The 19,144-nt window shown below is 74.4% G+C and carries 13 protein-coding genes and 1 pseudogene; 11 read left to right on the forward strand and 3 right to left on the reverse strand.

What is annotated here, in order from left to right:
* From ACFFF6_RS19330 to ACFFF6_RS19350, 5 genes and pseudogenes are all read left to right on the forward strand, one after another.
* Nucleotides 1–374, forward strand: a pseudogene (locus ACFFF6_RS19330) (hypothetical protein); the annotation flags it as partial.
* Nucleotides 371–2,893: a transglutaminase TgpA family protein gene (locus tag ACFFF6_RS19335; RefSeq protein ID WP_376983155.1), complete on the forward strand. Its 2,523-nt coding sequence runs from the start codon at nt 371–373 to the stop codon at nt 2,891–2,893. The pseudogene ACFFF6_RS19330 and the gene ACFFF6_RS19335, both read left to right, overlap by 4 nt.
* Before the next feature lie 294 nt (nt 2,894–3,187).
* Nucleotides 3,188–4,540 (forward strand): TrkH family potassium uptake protein, encoded by a 1,353-nt coding sequence (locus ACFFF6_RS19340; RefSeq protein WP_376983156.1) that lies wholly within the window; start codon nt 3,188–3,190, stop codon nt 4,538–4,540.
* On the forward strand, nt 4,533–5,228 hold the full coding sequence (locus ACFFF6_RS19345; protein WP_376983157.1) for a potassium channel family protein: 696 nt from the start codon (nt 4,533–4,535) through the stop codon (nt 5,226–5,228). Before ACFFF6_RS19340 ends, ACFFF6_RS19345 begins: the two co-directional genes overlap by 8 nt.
* A gap of 49 nt (nt 5,229–5,277) precedes the next feature.
* Nucleotides 5,278–7,710, forward strand: a complete 2,433-nt coding sequence (locus tag ACFFF6_RS19350) for a PEP/pyruvate-binding domain-containing protein (protein ID WP_376983158.1) — start codon at nt 5,278–5,280, stop codon at nt 7,708–7,710.
* Nucleotides 7,711–7,726: 16 nt separating this feature from the next.
* On the opposite strand, the gene ACFFF6_RS19355 is transcribed toward ACFFF6_RS19350, so the two are convergent.
* On the reverse strand, nt 7,727–9,187 hold the full coding sequence (locus ACFFF6_RS19355; protein ID WP_376983159.1) for an NAD(P)/FAD-dependent oxidoreductase: 1,461 nt from the start codon (nt 9,185–9,187) through the stop codon (nt 7,727–7,729).
* A 440-nt stretch (nt 9,188–9,627) separates the two neighbouring features.
* Here ACFFF6_RS19355 and ACFFF6_RS19360 point away from each other — a divergent pair, with 440 nt between their 5' ends.
* On the forward strand, nt 9,628–12,012 hold the full coding sequence (locus tag ACFFF6_RS19360) for a 5'-nucleotidase C-terminal domain-containing protein (RefSeq protein WP_376983160.1): 2,385 nt from the start codon (nt 9,628–9,630) through the stop codon (nt 12,010–12,012).
* A 507-nt stretch (nt 12,013–12,519) separates the two neighbouring features.
* Here ACFFF6_RS19360 and ACFFF6_RS19365 read toward each other — a convergent pair.
* Both ACFFF6_RS19365 and ACFFF6_RS19370 read right to left on the reverse strand, forming a co-directional pair.
* Nucleotides 12,520–13,281: a class I SAM-dependent methyltransferase gene (locus tag ACFFF6_RS19365; protein WP_376983161.1), complete on the reverse strand. Its 762-nt coding sequence runs from the start codon at nt 13,279–13,281 to the stop codon at nt 12,520–12,522.
* A gap of 9 nt (nt 13,282–13,290) precedes the next feature.
* Nucleotides 13,291–14,256: a LysR family transcriptional regulator gene (locus ACFFF6_RS19370; RefSeq protein WP_376983162.1), complete on the reverse strand. Its 966-nt coding sequence runs from the start codon at nt 14,254–14,256 to the stop codon at nt 13,291–13,293.
* A gap of 111 nt (nt 14,257–14,367) precedes the next feature.
* On the opposite strand from ACFFF6_RS19370, the gene ACFFF6_RS19375 reads away from it, so the two are divergent.
* From ACFFF6_RS19375 to ACFFF6_RS19395, 5 genes are all read left to right on the forward strand, one after another.
* Nucleotides 14,368–15,237, forward strand: a complete 870-nt coding sequence (locus tag ACFFF6_RS19375; RefSeq protein WP_376983163.1) for an alkaline phosphatase family protein — start codon at nt 14,368–14,370, stop codon at nt 15,235–15,237.
* A complete protein-coding gene (locus ACFFF6_RS19380; RefSeq protein WP_376983164.1) occupies nt 15,234–16,079 on the forward strand; it encodes an EamA family transporter in 846 nt (281 codons plus the stop codon). Before ACFFF6_RS19375 ends, ACFFF6_RS19380 begins: the two co-directional genes overlap by 4 nt.
* Nucleotides 16,080–16,104: 25 nt before the next feature.
* The gene (locus tag ACFFF6_RS19385) at nt 16,105–16,962 is read left to right on the forward strand and encodes a phosphotransferase enzyme family protein (protein WP_376983166.1); all 858 of its coding nucleotides are present in this window, start codon (nt 16,105–16,107) and stop codon (nt 16,960–16,962) included.
* 58 nt (nt 16,963–17,020) lie between these two features.
* The gene (locus ACFFF6_RS19390; RefSeq protein WP_376983167.1) at nt 17,021–18,265 is read left to right on the forward strand and encodes an exonuclease SbcCD subunit D; all 1,245 of its coding nucleotides are present in this window, start codon (nt 17,021–17,023) and stop codon (nt 18,263–18,265) included.
* On the forward strand, nt 18,262–19,144 hold an 883-nt coding region (locus ACFFF6_RS19395; RefSeq protein WP_376983168.1), incomplete at its 3' end, for an AAA family ATPase. The genes ACFFF6_RS19390 and ACFFF6_RS19395, both read left to right, overlap by 4 nt.

Consider the following 19,144-nt stretch of genomic DNA (forward strand, 5'->3'; position numbering starts at 1 on the left):
TCGGCGACGGCCCCGCCGCGCAGGAGACCGGCGGGGCGCGCACCGCGGCGCGCACCTCCGACCCCGCGGCCGCCGGGCCCCTCGCCCTCGTGATCGCCCTCGGCGCCGCGACGAGGAGCGCAGGAGAACCGGGGGACGCCTTCGCAGGGCTGGATCTGGACCGCTTCGCCGGCAGCGCCCCGGTCCGTCTCGCGCTCGGCATCGTCCCCGGGCCTGCCGTCGCGACGGCGCCGAGCGGAGCGCCCGGCAGCTGGCAGCGCCTCGAGGTCGCAGCGGAGGATCCGCTGGCCGATGCCCTTCTCGCCCTTCCGGCCTCGCCGGGGACCGCCGCCCGCCGCGGCGCCCCCGCCGCTCCTGCGGGGCAGGGCCGATGAGCCCGCTGCGCAGCCCTCTGCTGGGGCGCCCCGCCCCCGATCCCGCGACCGCGCTCACCCGTGCGATGATCCTCGCCGGCGCGACCCTGCTCGCCTGGCTGCCCCTGTCGCTGCTGTTCAGCTCTCCGCAGTGGTGGTTCGTGCCGCTGACCTGCACCGTGACCGTGCTCGGCGTGGGCGCCGTCGCCCGTGCGCTGCTGCGCCGCCACACCCTGGTCCCCCTCGTCCATCTGCTCACGGTCCTGGGCCTGACCGGCTTCGCCGAGCTCAGCACCGGCGTGCTCCTGGCCCAGCACGAGGTGGTGCCCGCCGGGCGCGGGATCATCGCCGGCCAGATCGACGTGCTGCGCGCCGGCGCGCAGGAGATCGGCGGCGGGCGGGCCCCCGTGGACCTCTCCGGCGCCGGGACCGTGGTGCTGGTCCTCGCGGTCTCCCTCGTCGTGGTCGTCCTGGACCTGCTGTTCCTCGACCTCGGCTGGCATACGCCCACCGGCTTCGCGCTCCTGGGCCTCCTGCTCGTACCCGCGCCCATGTATCCCGCCGGCGGTCCCTGGTGGACGATGCTGGGCCCCCTCGCCGGCGGGCTCCTCATCTTCGCGACCCGCACCCTCCATGCCGATGCCGCCGTGCTCATCGGCGACGAGCGGCCGCAGGCGGGCCCTCTGTCCCGGCGCACGGCGCTCAGCGTCGCGACCCTCGGCGGGATCGGCCTCGTGCTCGGGGGAGCGCCCCTGCTCTCCGCGATCCTCCCGCGCCCCAGCACCCCCCGGATCCCCCTGGACATCGATGCGATCAACGCCTGGCGAGGGGTGGAGGCCACGGACCTGGGCCCCGTCATGATCGACGACTCCGTCTCGGTGCGCCGCGATCTCATGCGCCGCGCGGAGACCGAGGTGCTGCAGGTCCGCACCGACGCGCAGCAGCCCGAGTACCTGCGCCTGCACACCCTCACCGTCTTCGACGGCAGCAGCTTCCGCCGCGGCGACACCGGGGCCGACGCCGATGACGCCGGGATGCCCGAGTCCTTCAGCGACCGCCGCGGCGCCGAGGATCCCGTGCCCGGCGCGGCCCGCTACGACGTGACCGTCACGTCCCTGCGCGGCGACGCCCTCCCCGCCCCGCCCGCGATCGGCTGGTACCGCACCGGCCAGGACGTGCGGCTGGTCCAGGACCGCCCCGTCGACGGCACGCTCATCGTCCCCGGCGGCGCCCGCGACCTCACGGGGCTGGCCTACTCCGTCTCCTCCCGGCCCGCGCCCTACACGGCCGCGGACCTGCGCGCCGTCCCCGCGGGCGACGGCTCCCTGCCGCTGGAGACCGGGTACGTGAACGCGGAGGTCCCCGGCATCGTCGCCGATCTCGCCGCGCAGATCGCGGCGGAGGCCGGGACCCGCGCTCCCTATGACACCGCCCTCGCCTACGTCGACTTCTTCCACCGGGAGTTCGAGTACTCCCTCTCCGTCCGCTCGCGGCCCGGCGAGGACCCGATCGAGAGCTTCCTCGCCGACCGCATCGGCTACTGCGAGCAGTACGCCGCCACCTTCGCGCTCATGATGATCGCGCAGGGGAGCGCGGCACGCGTCGTCATCGGCTTCACGAGCGGCACGGCCGATCCCGCCGCGGGCGGGGAGGACGCCCGCATCGTCACCAACCACCATGCCCACGCCTGGCCGGAGGTGTGGTTCGGCGCCGCGCACGGCTGGGTGCGCTTCGAGCCCACCCCCGCCTCCGCCGGCAGCGGCACCGCCCGCCCCGCCCACGAGGACGAGCAGGCCCCGCCCGAGGCGGAGGAGCAGCCGGCCCCGTCCCCATCGGCGAGCGCCCCCGAGCAGGCCCCGACCACGACCGCGCCCCCGGAGACCGGCACGAGCAGCGTCGAGCCGGCCCCGACGGGCAGCACCTCCGCGGAAGGCACCGGCGGCGAGGGCCCCGATGCGGACGGGTCGGGCGAGGGGACGCCCTGGACGGCGATCGGGATCGGCGCCGGGATCCTGGGCGGCGCCGGGCTGCTGGCCGGGGGAGCGGGCCTGCGCTCGCGGATCCTCGGCCGGCGCCGCGAGGCCCGCTGGGCCGCCGTCGCCGCCGGATCCGATCCCGAGACCCGGGAGCGGAGCCGGAGGGCGGCCGGCGAGCTCGCCTGGTCCGAGCTCGCCGAGGCCCTGGAGCAGCGGCACCGTCGTCGTCGGCTGCTGGGGTGGGCAGGGCGCTGGGGAGCCCCGCATGCGCTCGCCCTCGATGCATCGCTGCCGCCGGGACGAGCCCTGGACTCCCTGCTCGACGAGCTCGCGGGACTCGGCCGCTGGGAGGGCCGCGGCGCCGAGGGCGATGTTGTCGGCCCTGAGCACCGTGCGGCCGCTTCCCGGATCGCCGCCGCGCTGGAGGCCTCCCGCTACGCCCCGCCCGTCGCCATCGGCCCGGGCGCCGCCCCGAGGACCGCCGTGGACCCGGATCCCGCAGACCCGGTCCGCGTCCTCCGCCGGGACGCCGACCTCCTCACCGGCCTCATCCGCAGCCTCTGACGCGCACCTCCGCCGGATCCGGGAATCTGCTGTCGTCCCAGGGCCGCGGAACCGGTTCCTGCCCCGAGCCATGTCGCTCTGGCTCCCGCAGATCCCGGGCTCCTCCCGCAGCGGCAGGATCCGGCCCCGCGCCCGAGGCGGGCGAGGCCGGCGCGGGGTCCGAGGGGCGGGCGTATGCTCGTCCGCGTGCTGAATCCGGGCCATGCCCCACGCTCCGCCGAGAACCCGAGCGGAGACGACCCCGGCGGACCCGGCTCCGGCGGGAGCGGATCCGCCCCCGGGGCCGGACCCGCGGTGCGACCCCACCCCCTGCGGGCCCTCCTCCGCCGCGGCCTGCGCAGCCCCGCCCGCTTCGTGACCCTCGGCACCGCGGCGCTGCTCGCCGCCGGGACCGCAGCCCTCATGACTCCGGCCGCCCGGGTCGGCGAGGAGCCGCCGGCCCTGGTCGACGCCCTGTTCACGGCCGCCTCCGCCCTGTGCGTGACCGGTCTGATCACCGTGGACACCGCGACCTACTGGTCTCCGCTGGGACAGCTCGTCATCATGCTGCTGATCCAGGTCGGCGGCCTCGGCGTCATGACCCTGTCCACCCTGCTGGCCCTCGTCGCCGCCCGCCGCATCGGCCTGCGCACCCGCGCGGCGATCGCCCGTTCCAGCTCCGGCACCCTGCACGACGCCACCGGCGTCATCGGCCGTATCCTGGTCATCAGCCTGAGCGTCGAGGCCCTCGTCGCCGCGGCCCTGGTCCTCCGGTTCCTCGCCGAGGGGCGCGCACCGGGCACCGCCCTGTTCCACGGCGCGTTCCTGGCGGTGTCCTCCTTCAACAACGCCGGCTTCGCCCTCGCGAGCGACAACCTGATCGGGGAGAACTCCGATCCCTTCGTCCTCGTGCCGCTCATGATCGCCGTGGTCCTCGGCGGGATCGGCTTCCCCGTCATCGCGGAGCTGCTGCGCCGGCTGCGCACCCCTCGCCGCTGGAGCCTGACCACCAAGCTGACCCTGCTGGGCACCGGCGCCCTGCTGCCCGCGGGGACCGTGCTCACCCTCGCCCTGGAGAGCACGAACCCGGCCACGCTGGGTCCGATGAGCTGGGGCGACCGCCTCATGAACGCCGTCTTCCACTCGGTGGTCTCGCGCACCGCCGGCTTCAACGCGATCGACACGGCCGCCATGCGCCCGGAGTCCTGGATGGGCACCGACGTGCTCATGATGATCGGCGGCGGCTCCGGCGGCACTGCGGGCGGCATGAAGGTCACCACCGTCATGGTGCTGCTGCTGATCATCCGCAGCGAGCTGCGCGGCGACCCCTTCGTCCTGGCCTTCGGCCGTCGCCTCTCCCGTGCCGTCCACCGCGAGGTCATCACCGTGGTCGGCCTCATGGCCGCGCTCGTGGCCGTGGGCACCTTCGTGATCCTGTGCCTGGAGCCGCTGCCCTTCGACCGCGTGCTGTTCGAGGTCACCTCCGCCCTGTCGACGACCGGCCTGTCCACCGGGATCACCGCGGACCTCACCGCCGGCTCGAAGATCCTGCTGGTGATGCTGATGTTCATCGGCCGGGTCGGCCCCATCACGCTCGGCACCGCGCTCGTCCTGCGCCGGCGCCCCCTGCTGTACGAACCTCCCAAGGAAAGGCCGATCATTGGCTAGGAAGAACTCCTCCCGCTCCGCAGCCGCCGAGCCCGGAGGCATCCGCACCGTCGCCGTGCTGGGGTTGGGCCGCTTCGGCTCCTCCCTGGGGCGGGAGCTCGAGTCCCAGGGGATCGAGGTGCTCGGCATCGACACCGATGAGGAGATCGTCCAGGAGCTCGGCGAGGAGCTGAGCTTCGCCGCGCGCGCCGACATCTCCCGGGCCGACGCCCTCGCCCAGCTGGGCGTCGCCGACATGGACCGGGTGGTTGTCTCCGTCGGCAGCCGCATCGAGACCAGCGTGCTCGCCTGCTCGCACCTGCTGCGCGCCGGCGTCCGCTCCCTGTGGGCGAAGGCCGATTCGAGCGCCCACGAGCAGATCCTCGCGCAGATGGGCGTCGAGCACGTGATCAGCCCGCAGGCCGCGATGGGCCGCCGCGTCGCCCATCTCCTCGCCGAGTCCGCCGAGGACTGGACCGACTACGGCGGCGGCTTCGTGATGGGCCGCTTCGCCGTCCCCACCTCCCTCGTGCACCGGATGGCGGCCGATGCCGGCATCGAGCAGGAGTTCTCCGTGCGGATCATCGCGCGCCGTCCGTTCGGCGGCGCCTGGGAGTACCCCTCCCCGCAGACCGTGTATGCGCCGGGGGACGAGCTGATCGTCGCCGGCCCCTACCTGGACCTCGAGCGCTTCGGCCGGGACGCATGAGCGGCAGGGAGCCCGGGGTGTAGCGTCGCGGGCAGAAGGAGGCTCGACGATGAGCGTGATCGATCTGACCGACATCGACCCCGAGCAGCTCGACCTGGTGGGCGGCAAGGCGGCGGGGCTCGCCCGCCTGATCCGCTGCGGGGAGCGGGTCCCGGACGGGTTCTGCCTGACCACCGCCGCGCACCGGGCGGGCGCCGTCCCCCGCCAGGAGGTCCGTACCGCGTATCGCGCCCTCGGGACCGGGACGCCCGTCGCCGTCCGCTCGAGCGCGACGGCCGAGGACCTGCCCTTCGCGAGCTTCGCCGGGCAGCAGGACACGATCCTGGACGTGCGCGGCGAGGAGGCGCTGTTCGCCGCGATCGAGGAATGCTGGCGCTCCCTGGACAGCGACCGCGCCCGCGCCTACCGCAGCGCCCAGGGCGTGGGGCGCGCGAGCATGGCCGTCGTGATCCAGCGGATGGTCGCGCCGCAGGCCGCAGGCGTGCTCTTCACGGCCGATCCGCTCACCGGGACCCGCACCCGGATGGTGGTGGACGCCGCCGCGGGACTGGGCACGGCCGTCGTCGACGGCACCGAGGACACCGACCACTACGTGCTCGCGCCGGACGGCCCGCCGCCAGGCCCGGGCGGATGCCTCGACGCCGGGCAGCTGGCGCAGCTGCGCGCCGCGGGGGAGAGGATCCAGGAGCAGCTGGGCGGCCCCCAGGACGTGGAATGGGCCTTCGACGCGGAGGGCGTGCTGTGGATGCTGCAGTCCCGGGCCGTGACCAGCCTGTTCCCTCTCCCGGATCCGCATGCGGATCCGCCCCGGGTGTACCTGGAGGTCGGGCACATGCAGGGCATGCTGCGGCCCTTCACGGCCATCGGCGGGGCGGTGATGGAGAGGATCACCCGGGGCTGGCTCGAGGCCTTCGGGGTGCGGGAGGGCCTCGGAGCGGACCTGATGGTCCACATCGGCGGACGCATGTTCCTCGACCTCACCGGGGCGGTCCGCAGCGCCCGCCTGCGCGGACGCCTTCCCGAGGCGATGCGGATCTACGGGCCCCGCGTGTCCCGCGCGATGGAGGCCGTGTGCGAGGATCCCCGCTTCGCGCCCCGCCGCGGAGGCGGCGTGCCGCTCCGGGACGCGGCCCGTGTCGCGCTGCGCACCGGGGTGCCGATGCTCCGCGGGATCGCGCGGACCCTGCGGGATCCCGCGCGGGAGACCGCCCGCTGCCTCGACATGATCGGCACGGTCCGCGCCGCGAGCGAGATGCCCGAGGGGGAGCGGAGCGTCGCCGAGAACCTGCGTCTGGCCGACGAGATCCACCGGCAGGTGCTGTCCGGACCGATGATGGACTCGCTGGGCCCGTTGTGGACCGCGATGGCCTGCCAGTCCCTGGCGACCGCCCTGCTGCGCGGCCTCGCCGAGGAGCCCGAGGTCCAGGCGGTCATGCGCGGCGCCCCGCACAACGTCACCACGCAGATGGACCTCGCGCTGTGGGATCTGGCGGATCGCGCGCGGGCGCACCGGAGCCTGCTGACCACGACGCCGACGGCGGAGCTCGCCCAGCGGTACCGCGACGGCACCCTCCCCGACATCGGCCTGGACGGCTTCCTCGCGCGCTACGGGCACCGGGCCGCCGCGGAGATCGACGTGGGCGTCCCCCGCTGGGAGGAGGACCCTGCGCCCGTGCTCGACGCGATCGCCGGCTACCTGCTGCTCGAGGACCCGGAGCAGGCGCCGGACCGGCGTTTCGCCCGCGCCGCCGAGGAGGCCGAGGCCGCGCTCGCCGCGCTCGTCGCGCGCATGGGCGAGCGCAGCCCGCTGCGGGCCCGCGCCGTCGCCTGGCTGCTGGGGCGGGCGCGCGAGCTCATCGGCCTGCGGGAGCTGCCGAAGTTCCTCTGGCTGTTCCCGCTGCGTCAGCTGCGGCGCCAGCACCTCGCGGCCGGTGCGGAGCTCGCCGCCGCCGAGGTGATCGCCGCTGCCGGCGACGTCGTCCACCTGACCCGCGCGGAGATCGACCAGGCGCTCGCAGACGGCGGGGACCTGCGCGACGTGGTCGCGCAGCGCGCCGCGGTGCACGCGCGGGAGCTGCGGCGCCGACACGTTCCCGGGCTCCTGCTGTCCGACGGCACCGACGTCGAGGCCGCCCTGCCGGCGCCGCCCGGCGCCGAGGGCATGGCCGGGATGGGGGCCGCTCCCGGCACGGCGCGCGGCCGGGCCCGCGTGATCACCGATCCGCGCGGAGCCCGGATCGAGCCGGGGGAGATCCTCGTGGCCCCGACCACGGACCCGGGATGGACCCCGCTGTTCCTCACGGCGGCGGGGCTCGTCACGGAGACCGGCTCGCCGATGGCGCACGGCCCCACGGTCGCCCGCGAGTACGGGATCCCGGCCGTGATCTGCGTGCGGGAGGCGACCTCGATCATCCGCGACGGTCAGCTGCTGAGCATCGACGGCTCCGCAGGGCTCGTCCGGATCGAGGAGGACGGCGTCTGATCGGACGCGCCCCCGCTCAGGAGGCGTCCGATGCCTCGGCGGCGCGCTCCTCGGCGTCGATGCGGGCCCGGGCCTCGGCGGCCGCCTGGGCCGCGGGACGGTCCGCCACCTCCGCGCTGCCGGCGTTCTCCCCGAAGAGGCGCTCGGGGGCCCGCTCCTCGAACAGGCGGGAGGCCCGGATCGAGTCCACCTCGCCCACCACCGGGTTCGGCTGATGGGTGCGGCGGGTCCCGCTGTACAGGGAGATCAGGTTCATGGCGACGGCACGCTGGTTGCGGTGCCCCAGCAGCTTGCCCACGTGCACGCCCAGCCACGCCATCCAGCCCACGGCACCGGACAGGTCGGGGAAATGGGGGATCTCGGCGACCGCGGCATGCCGGCCGATCGTCGCCATGGTGCCCAGGTCCAGGTAGCGGAAGCGCCGCGGCCGGGTGCCCTGGATGTCCGCGGTGATGGAGCGGGCCACGGCCTGCCCCATCTGGATCGCCGGCTGCGCGAGCTGCGGCAGCTCCTCGTCCTGGGCGGCGATGTCGCCTGCGGCGTAGATCCCGGGGAAGCCCTGGACCTGCAGGTTCTCGTCGACGAGGATGCGGCCGCGCTTGTTCTGGGGCAGTCCCCACGTGCGGACCATGTCCGGGACGGCGACGCCCGCGGCCCAGATCGTGATGTCGGACTCGAGGACCGAGTCGTCGTCCAGGACCACGTGGTCGTAGCCCACGGACTTCACCCCGTGACCCAGGGCCAGGGTGACGCCGCGGGCGCGCAGCTCATCGGCCGCGTACTCCCGGAACGACTCGCGGAACTCCTTGATCAGCTCGGTGCCGCGCTGGAGCAGCGTGATCTGCAGGGTCGAGCGGTCCATCTCCGGGTAGAGGATGTCCAGCTCCTGCTGGCGGAAGTCCGCGAGCGCGCCCGCGATCTCCACGCCCGTGGGGCCGCCGCCCACGATGGAGATGTGCAGCCGGTCGCTGTCGCACACCCGGGAGGTGCGCTCGAGCTCGGAGAAGACGCGGTCGCGGATCGCGAGGGCCTGCGAGCGCGTGTACATCGGCATCGCGTGCTCCTCGGCGCCCGGGGTGCCGAAGTAGGTGGTGGTCGCGCCGTTGGCGATCACGAGGTAGTCGTAGGAGAGCTCCTGCTCCCCGGAGGTGCCGCCGTCCAGCCGCACGACCTTCCGCTCCGGGTCCACCCCGACGATCTCTCCCTGCCGGTAGCGCATGTTCGGCACCTTGAGGGAGAGGCTGCGCAGGAACATCGTGACATCGCCCGGGTTCAGCCCCGCGGTCGCGACCTGGTACAGCAGCGGCTGGAAGGTCTTGTACACGTTGCGGTCCACGAGCGTGACGCGCACCCGCGTGTCCCGCAGGCCCAGGACGGCGTTCGCGCCGGCGAAGCCACCGCCCAGGATCACGACATGGGGCCAGCTCGCACCGTCCTTCGCAGGGACGGTGGGGCGACGGCCGAGGGGCGAGAGCACGGTGGTTCTCCTTCGGGAGAGGGGCTCGGAGAGCGGTTCGAGGGCCGAGGGATGCGCCGCAGTCCTGCCGATGCTACCGAACCGCACCGCGGCGCGCTCCATCGACGACGCCAGAACCCTAGAGGACGAGGCGTCGTCATCGCCAGCGCGGGCGGGGCACATGCGATGCAGCAGACCTTCCGCGGGAAACCTGCCGATGGGCAAAGAGAGGGTCATGCAGAGGTCATGGGCGGGGCGAGGCGATGAATGCTCGGTAACGGACCGGAACCAGTTCCCGGAACACGGGCGCGTCGGGCGACGGCATGCGATGAGATGACCCCGGCTCCCCGCGCCCGCCCAGGCGGCTCCCCGGCTCCGTCCAGCCCGGGCCTCCCGGGCCGGCGCCTCTCGCCCGACCCCGGCCCGTCCCGCCCCGCTCGACCCAGCCCCTGGAGGCGTCCATGTCCGTGTCCCCCGCCCGTCGCCTGACGCGCGCGAGCCTCGCCGGCATCGGCCTGGCCGCGGTCGTGCTCGCCCCCGGCGCCGTCGTCCCCGCGCCCGGCCTCGCCGCCGGGACCGGCGACCAGGTCGTCCTCTACGACATCAACGACTTCCACGGCCACCTCAGCCAGGGACGGGCCCTGGCCTGCACGATCACCCATGCGCGCGCCGAGCAGCCTCGCACCGCGCTCATCTCGAGCGGGGACAACATCGGCGGCAGCGAGTTCGCCTCCTTCCTCCAGCAGGACGAGCCGACCATCGCCTACCTGAACGCGCTGGGCCTGGGCGCATCGGCCGCGGGGAACCACGAGTTCGACCAGGGCTACGAGGACCTCACCGGTCGCGTCGCCGACCTCGCGGACTGGGACTACCTGGGGGCCAACGTCTTCACGGCCGACGGCGAGCGGGCCCTGCCCGCGAGCACGATCGTCGAGGCCGGGGACGTGAAGGTCGCCGTCGTCGGCGCCGTCACCGACTCGACGCCCTCCCTCGTCTCGCCCAGCGGCGTCGAGGGCCTCGAGTTCCGCGATCCCGTCGCGAGCGTCAACGACGCCATCGACGAGCTCGAGGCCTCGGGCGCCGAGTACGACCTCCTCGTCGTGAGCTACCACGAAGGGGCCGACGTCAACGCCGGCGAGATCGGCCAGGCCCCGCAGACGGACTCCGAGATCTTCCGCAGGATCGTCGAGGAGACCTCGCCCCGGGCCGAGGCGATCTACACGGCCCACACCCACAAGACCTACGCCTACGACGCACCCGTTCCCGGTGCCGATGGCGAGACGCGGCCCGTCGTCCAGACCGGGAACTACGGCGTGGCCGTGTCCCAGCTGACCTTCGAGCTGGGCGCCGACGGCGACTGGGACGCGACCGCGGCGGGCAACCAGCTCCTGGACGTGGAGTCCGCGCCGATCGAGGCATGCGACGCGGCCGCGGATCCGGCGTACCTCGAGGCCAGCCGCGTGGCCGAGCAGGCGCTCGCCGACGCAGAGGGCCCCGCCGCCGAGCCCGTCGGCCGTATCGCGAGCGACCTCACGACCGCGTGGGACCCGACCCTCGCCTCCTACCAGGACGGCACCTGGACGGCGACCGGGACGACCGGCGGCGCGACCAAGGGCGATGACCGCGCCTCCGAGTCCGCCCTGTCGAACACCCTCGCCGACTCCATGGTCTGGGCGACCCAGCAGGACTCCTACTCCGGCACCGCGGCCACCATCGGCGTCATGAACCCCGGCGGCGTGCGCGCCGAGCTCTGGTACCGCGAGGACAGCGGGGAGGGCGACGGCGTCGTGACCTTCGCCGAGGCCAACGGCACCGTCCCCTTCGCGAACAACCTCTCCACCGTCGACCTCACCGGCGCGCAGGTCAAGGAGCTGCTCGAGGACCAGTGGCAGCGCGACGAGAACGGCGAGGTCCCCTCGCGGCCGTTCCTGGCCCTCGGCCTGTCCGAGAACGTCCACTACCTCTACGATCCAACGCTCCCCGAGCGGGAGCGGATCCTCGAGATCACCGTCGACGGGGAGCCCATCGACCCGGAGGCGACCTACACCGTGGTCGCCGCCAGCTTCCTCACCGAGGGCGGCGACAACTTCTGGACCTTCCAGGACGGCGCGAACCGCACCGACACCGGCATCCTGGACCGCGACGCCCTCACCGGGTACCTCGCGGCGCAGGAGGACCTCGCCCCGAGCTACGCCCAGCACGGCACCGAGCTGCAGGAGCTCCAGCGCGGCTCGCAGGACGCGGACGGCGCCGAGCCGATCATCTGGCGCGTGGCGAACGTGGAATCCCGCAGCCTGGGCGCCCCGCAGATCGAGTCCGTGCAGGTCGAGGTCGGCGAGCAGCGCTACGAGGCGCCGTACGAGCTGGACGAGGAGACCGGTGAGTACGCGGCGGTGATCGAGCTCGACGAGTGGTACTGCCTGCCCGCGGGCGATCACGACGCCGCGCTCTCCGCCACCCCGGAGACCGGCAGCGAGATCCCGCTGGTGACCCTCGAGATCGAGAGCAGCGGCGAGGCCCCCGCGGAGTGCGGCGGCGCCGGTCCGGGCGAGCCGACGGAGCCCGCCGAGCCGACAGAGCCCGCTGAGCCGTCGGAGCCTGCTGGGCCGTCGGAGCCCGCGGAGCCGTCCGGTCCGGCCGAGCCCACCCAGCAACCCTCCGATCCGGCGCCGACCACCGACCCGGCCTCGCCGTCGCCCGGGGACGGCAGCACCGCGGCCGGCTCCGACCGCGACGACCTCGCCCGCACCGGCGCCACGGTCGCGCCCTATGCGATCGGAGCGGGGATCCTCGTGCTCCTCGGTGTGGGCGCGGTGATCCTCCGCCGCCGCCTGGGCCGCCGCTGACCCGGGTCGTGCAGGTCGAGGGTTCGAGTCCCTCACGACCCGTCGCCTGAGCCGCCGCTGACCCGGAACCGGCCGCTCCTGGCCCGCCACGGCTGACCGGGAATGTGGCACGGCGATGGGATTCTGCTCCGACGACGGGCAATGGCGTCGAAGCCCGCACGCCGCTGGCTCATCCGCGGTCAGCCGTGCCGGGCCTGCGGCGGTCTGGCGCATCCGCGGTCAGCGGTGACAGTCCTGGCTCGTCGGTGGGCGGTCGCGTCGATCGTTGACCGTCGTTGTGGCAGAGGTCGGTGGGGGCGGGGCCGTTGACCGTCGTTGTGGCAGAGCGGGATGGCTCTGCTCCATTCCCGGTCAGCCGTGGCGGGTTCGCGGCGGTCTGGCTCAACCCCGGTCAGCGGTGGCGGGCCTGTGTCGTTCTGGCTCAACCCCGGTCAGCGGTGGCGGGAGCTGGCGGTGCGGACAGTCTTCCGTGCGGGCAGCCCCTGGCTCGGGCGGCTGTGGTGACCCTCAGATCGCGCGGGCGATCACGACGTGCTCGCGCCCCGGGCGGTCGGGCGCCTCCCGGACCTCGAGCACCGCGAAGCACTCCGCCTCGACGGTGGACCGCAGCTCCTCCTCCGTGCGGAAACGCAGCGTCGAGGTCGAGGAGAGGATGCGGCCGTCCGGGAGCGCGAACTCGTCGGTGAACGTCACCAGCGGCGGCTCCGCGACCAGGCGCCGCGGCCGCGTGCGGACCACGCCGACCCCCGGGACGTCGTAGGTCCTCCACGCCCCGGCGTCATGCTCGACCTGCCACTCCTCCCAGGCCCGCCGTTCGGGCCGCCGCGCCTCGAACACCAGGTGCCCGCCCTCGCGCAGCGCCTCCCGCAGTCCGCGCAGGGTCACCTCCCAGGAGGCATCGGTCGTGAAGACCTGGGCGACGTTCCCGGTCATCACCGCGAGGTCCGCCTCCTGCGCGCCGATGCCCGTGGCATCGGCATGGATCCAGGTGATCGGCCCCGCCCCGGCGGACAGAGCGCGCTCCTTGGCCCGGGCGAGCGACAGCGACGCGGCGGCCGGGTCCACGCCGATGACCTGCAGGCCGCTCGCCGCCAGCCGGACGGCGAGGCTGCCGGTTCCGCAGCCCAGGTCCACGACCCGTCGCGCACCGAGCTCGGCGACGATCGCCTCGTAGTGGTCGAGGTCCTCGCGCGAGCCGTCGAGGGTGTCGTAGCAGGCGGCGAGCAGGGGATCGGCGTAGAAGGGGTCCGGCGGGGGAGTGAGGGCCATCGGCCCAGGCTAGAGCGGGCTCGGCCCGGAGCGATACCGAATATCGGGCTCGGTCCCCGGGGCATGGGGCTCGGTCCCCGGAGAGCCCGCCGCAGGCGCCGCGCCCGCGCCGCGCCTCCCCGTCCGCTCCTGCGCGGCGGCGAGGACCGCGGCGATCAGCGGCTCCTCCCGCCGATGCGCCGCGCACACGAGATGCTCGGTGATCGTGATCGTCGGCGCCGTGAGATCCAGCATGACCAGGCGCGGATCGTCCAGCAGCTCGTGCTCGGCCACGACGCCGATCCCGAGTCCCGCCGCGACGGCCGCGAGCATCGCCTCCCGGCCGTCGGCGATCATCGCCGGCACGGCCGTCAGGCCCATCCCGGCGAGCGTGCGCTCGAGCACGGCCCGCGTCAGGCTGCCCTCCTCGCGGCCGATGAGCCGCTGCTGCGCCAGATGCGAGCACGGCAGGCTCCGCCGTCCCGCGAGCGGATGGTCGGTCCGCACCACGGCGGCGAGATCCTGGCTCTGCAGGGGCAGGCGGTGCAGGTCCGGGGCCGGGGCGACCTCCGCGGCGACGACGAGGTCGACCTCGCCCGCGCGCAGGGCCGCGAGCGCCCGGGCCGAGTTGAGGGTGCGCAGCTCGAGCATCGTCCCGGGGTGCGCGGGCTCGAGGCCGGCCAGCAGCGGCATGACATGCGCGGGAGCATCGGCGGCGATGCGGAGGGCCCCCGTGCCGGTCCCGGCCGCCGCGGACAGCAGCGCTGTCGCAGACCGCTCCAGATCCAGCATCGGCCCCGTGATCCGCCTCAGCCGCGCGCCGAGCGGCGTGGGCTCCCCGCTGCGCCGGTCCACGAGCTGCACGCCGTGCGCGCGCTCGAGGGCGGACAGCTGCGCGGACACCGTCGGCTGGCTGACGCCGAGGGCGCGCGCGGCCGCCCCGATCCCGTTCTCGGCGACCACCGCGTCGAAGGCGCGCAGCTGCATCATCGTCATAGGTTCACTCTATGTTCATATCGATGTCACCGAGGGGTGGGGAGGAGCTCCCCGCGTAGCGTGGTCCCGTCCGCCGCGGGACCGCCCGCGCACCCGATCCCGGAGGCATCCATGACCGCCGCATCCGCACCCGTCCCCCATGTCCTCATCGTCGGCTGGGACGGGGTGCGCGACGATGTGCGCCGCAGCGAGGCGACCCCGCACCTGGACTCCCTGGCCGAGCGCGGCTTCGCGCGGACCGTGCGCGTGCACCCGAAGAACCCGACCATCTCCGGGCCCGTCTGGTCGACGATGGCGACCGGCGTGTACAGCGACCGGCACGGAGTGCGCGACAACGACTTCACCGGCAGCCGCTACGACGAGCATCCGGACCTGCTGACCCTGCTGCGGGCCGCGCGGCCGGGCGCGAGCACCTTCGCCGCGGGGGAATGGCCGCCGCTGTTCACCGAGCACTCCGGCGGGCCGCTGTTCGAGGGCGGCTACCGACCCCCGCTCGGGGACCAGGCCGAGATCCCCGGCATCGCGGCGATCGACGAGGCCACCACCGGGCGCGTCGCCGCCGAGCTGCTCACCGCCGACCACGCCGCCGTCTTCTCCTACCATGTGCTGCCTGACATGGTGGGCCACGACCAGGGCGTCACCGACCTCTATCGCGCCGCGATCCGCACCTGCGACGCGCAGCTGGGCGTGCTCCTCGCCGCGATCGAGGCCAGGCCCCGTCGCGGCGAGGAGGAGTGGACGGTCATCGTCCTGACCGATCACGGGCACCGCGACGCCGGGCATCACGGCGGCGACAGCGACGAGGAGCGGGAGGCCTGGATCGTCGCCGCGGGCCCCGGCATCGACGAGTCCTCCGGCGACGGGGTCGACCATGCCGATGTGATGGCGCATGCGCTCACAACCCTCGGCGTCGCCGTCGACCTGGACCGCGTGGACGGACGCCCCTTCGGCGCCCGCACCCGCCCGGCGCCGCAGGAGTGAGCACCGCCGTCCTCCTGGCCGTGCTCGGCTCCGCGCTGATGCACGGCACCTGGAACGCGATCGCGAAGCTGATCCCGCACCGGCTCGTCTCCTCGGCGCTCATCGGCATCGCCTACCTGGTCATCGGCGGGATCGCCTGCCTGGTCCTGCCGCTGCCGGAGGCCGCCTCCGTCCCCGCCCTGCTGGTCTCCGTCGCCCTGCAGACCGGCTACCTCGTGCTGCTGACCGCCGCCTACGCGAAGAGCGACTTCGGCACGATCTATCCGCTCATGCGGGGCTTCGCGATCGTGCTGGTGACGGCGGTGTCGGTCGGGGTGCTCGGCGAAGTGCTCGCCCCCGCGCAGCTGCTCGGCGTGCTCGTGATCGTCGGCGCGCTCGCCGTCCTCGCGCTGCGCCGCTCGGAGACCCAGTCACGCGCCGGCCTGCTGCTGGGTCTCGCGGTCGGGGCGACCGTGGCCTCCTACTCCCTCGTGGACGGCATCGGCGTGCGCGCGGCCGGGAGCACGCTCAGCTATGCCGCCTGGCTGTTCTTCCTGCAGGGCCTCACGGTGCCGGTGACCTGCTTCCTGCTGAGCCGGGAGCGGCGCGGGTTCGGGCAGGCGCTGCGGCAGTATGCGCGGCCGGGGCTCCTCGGGGGGACGCTGTCCCTGCTCGCCTACGGGGTCGTCGTGTGGGCGCAGGCCCAGGCGCCGCTCGCCCTCGTCTCCGCTCTGCGGGAGACCGGCGTGATCGCGGCCGTGTTCGTGGGATGGCTCGTCTTCGGGGAGAAGCTCACCGCGCGGGGAATCGGTGCGAGCGCTCTGGTCGTGGGCGGGATCGTGCTGCTGCGCCTGGGTGGGTGACCAGGCCGGCCCGTAAGCTGGGCCGATGAACTCCCTCACGCCTGAGCACGCGCGGCGACTCGCGCTCGAGACGGTGCGCGCGACCGGCCTCGCCGTGGGCGCGGCCCGCGTCCTGCACACCTCGAACACCGTGATCGTGCACGTGGAGCCGGCCGATGTCGTCGCCCGGGTGGGCCCCGCCTCCCCGGCCGATGCCCGCCGGGAGGTCGCGATCGCGCACGCCCTCGCGCGGGCCGGCGCTCCCGTCGTCGCGCCGCTGCCGCGCGAGGAGCCGATGGTCCGCGAGGCCGAGGGGTTCACGATCACCCTGTGGGAGCATCGGCCGGGGACGGGGGAGCCGATCGGGGCGCAGCAGTACGCACAGGCGCTGCATCGGGCCCATGCGGCGATGCGGGAGCTCGATGTCGACGTGCCCGAGGCGAGCTCGCGGGTCGACGAAGCCCTCGCCCTGCTCGCGGATCCGGAGCGCAGCCCGCGTCTCAGGGCCGATGACCGTGCGCTGCTCGAGGACACCCTGCGGGAGCTGCGGCCCCTGGTCGCGGAGGCGTCGGCCCCGCAGCTCCTGCACGGCGAGCCGCATCCGGGGAACCTGCTCGCGACCGCATCGGGGGCCGTGCTGCTGGACTTCGAGACCTGCTGCCGGGGCCCTGTCGAGTTCGACCTCGCCCACGCCCCGCAGCCTGTCGCCGCCTTCTACCCGGGAGCCGACGCCGAGCTGGTGGGGGCATGTCGCCGTCTCGTCCTCGCCATGGTCACGACCTGGCGCTTCGACCGCGAGGACAGCTACCCGGACGGCCTGGCGGCCGGCGAGGCCTGGCTCGCGGCGCTGCGGGCGGGGCGGGACCCGTTCCGCGACGGGCCGGGCGGCGTCCTCGCGCCGTAGTCGGTCATGACCTCCTCGTCGCGCTCGTGCGTCCCCGGCCCTGCCTAGGGTGGGGATCATGAGAATCCTGCACACCTCGGACTGGCATCTGGGCCGCACCCTGCACGGACAGGACCTGCACGCCTTCCAGGAGCGCTTCCACGACTTCCTGGTCGACCTGGTGCGCACGGAAGGGGTCGACGTCGTCGTCATCCCCGGGGACGTGTACGACCGCGCCGTCCCGTCCGTGGACGCGGTGCGGCTGCTGGACGCGACGCTCGCCCGTCTCGCGGAGCTGACCACGGTCGTGCTCACCCCCGGCAATCACGACTCGGCGACCCGCCTGGGCTTCGGCTCGGCGCTGCTGCGGGCGGGGGTGCACATCCTCGCGGACCTGCCCGGCATCGAGCATCCCGTCATGGTGCCGGACGAGCACGGCGACGTGCTCTTCTTCGGCCTGCCGTATCTCGAGCCGGACCTGGCGCGCACGCAGCTCGCGGGCGAGGACGGGCGGGCCCTGGCCCGCAGCCACGAGGCCGTCACCGCGGCGGCGCTGGACCGGGTCCGCGCCCGCATCGCCGCGCACCAGGGCTCGGAGCAGCGGCCGCGCTCCGTGGTCCTCGCCCACACCTTCGTCACCGGAGGGGAGGTCTCGGAGTCGGAGCGCGATCTCTCCGTCGGGGGCGTCGACTCCGTGCCCGCGTCCTTGCTGCACGGCATCGACTACGCGGCGCTCGGGCACCTGCACGGCTGCCAGGACCTCACCGCCCGCGTGCGCGCGGCGCTGCCGGCTCCCGGCCCCCGTGCCGCGTCCCCGGGCGCCGATCCCGCCGCGGACGCCGGGATCCAGCCCACCGCCTGGTACAGCGGATCCCCGCTCGCCTTCTCGTTCTCGGAGCGCCACCACCGCAAGTCCGTGCTGCTGGTGGACCTCGGCGCCCCCGGCGACGTGGCCGTCCGCCGGATACCGACCCCGGTCCCGCGGCGCCTGACGGAGCTGCGCGGCACCCTCGAGGACCTCCTCGCCGGCGCGGGCGAGCACGGCGACGACTGGCTGAAGGCGATCGTCACCGACCGCTCCCGCCCCGCCCATCTGCAGGAGCGGCTGCGCGAGGCGTACCCGCACCTGCTGCACACCGAGTACGCGCCGGAGGGCCGCGAGGAGCAGGCCGCGACCCCGCACGTCCGCGCCGGGACGAGCCCTCTGCAGGTGATGGACGAGTTCTTCACCTATCTCACCGACGCCGCCCCGGATCCGGCCGAGCACGCCGTCCTCGCCCGCGCCTACGAGGACGTCCGGACCGCTCGGCAGGAGGCCTCGTGAAGCTGCACCATCTGACCCTGCGCGGCATCGGACCGTTCCGCGAGGAGATCCGGATCGACTTCGCCGCCCTCGGCGCCGGCGGTCTGTTCCTGCTCGAAGGACCCACAGGCTCCGGCAAGTCCACGATCCTCGACGCCCTCGTCTACGCCCTGTACGGCGATGTGGCCGGCAGCGAGGCGAGCGATGCCCGGATCCGCTCCCAGTTCGCCCCTCCGACGGAGCCCAGCGTCGTCGACCTCGTGTTCGAGACCGGCCAGGGCATCTACCGCGTGCGTCGCGAGCCGAAGTACGAGCGCGCCAGGAAGCGCGGCACCGGCACGACGACCTCGCAGGCCAAGGCGCTGCTGTGGCGCATCGGCTCCCCGGACATGATCCCCGGCCTGATCGCGGATGCTCCCGGGGCAGGGGCAGGGGTCACCCCGCTCGCGACCCGGCTCGACGAGGTGGGCCGGGAGATCAGCCGCGCCGTGGGTCTCAGCCGCAGCCAGTTCACGCAGACCGTGCTGCTCCCGCAGGGCGAGTTCGCCCGATTCCTGCGTGCCCGGACCGGGGATCGCCAGCAGGTCCTCCAGCGCGTCTTCGGGACCGAGATCTACGAGGACGTCGAGAAGCGGCTCGAGGAGATGCGCCGCGGTGCGGCCTCCCAGGTCGATGCCGCGCGCTCCCGACTGGGACAGGCGACGGCCCGCTTCCTCGAGGCGAGCGCCGGGATCCAGGCGGAGGAGGACGGCCCGCCCGTCGACGCACCGCACGCGGACGCCGCGACACCTCCGGCCGCGGATCCGGCGACCCTCGAGGAGCACGCCGCGCAGCTGCGTCTCGACCCGCTCGCCGCGGCCGCCGAGGCCCGGGCCCGGCAGGCCGCCGAGGAGGCCGGGC

The organism is Brachybacterium hainanense (genome assembly GCF_042434575.1).
In the GTDB taxonomy this organism is placed as follows: Bacteria; Actinomycetota; Actinomycetes; order Actinomycetales; family Dermabacteraceae; genus Brachybacterium; species Brachybacterium hainanense.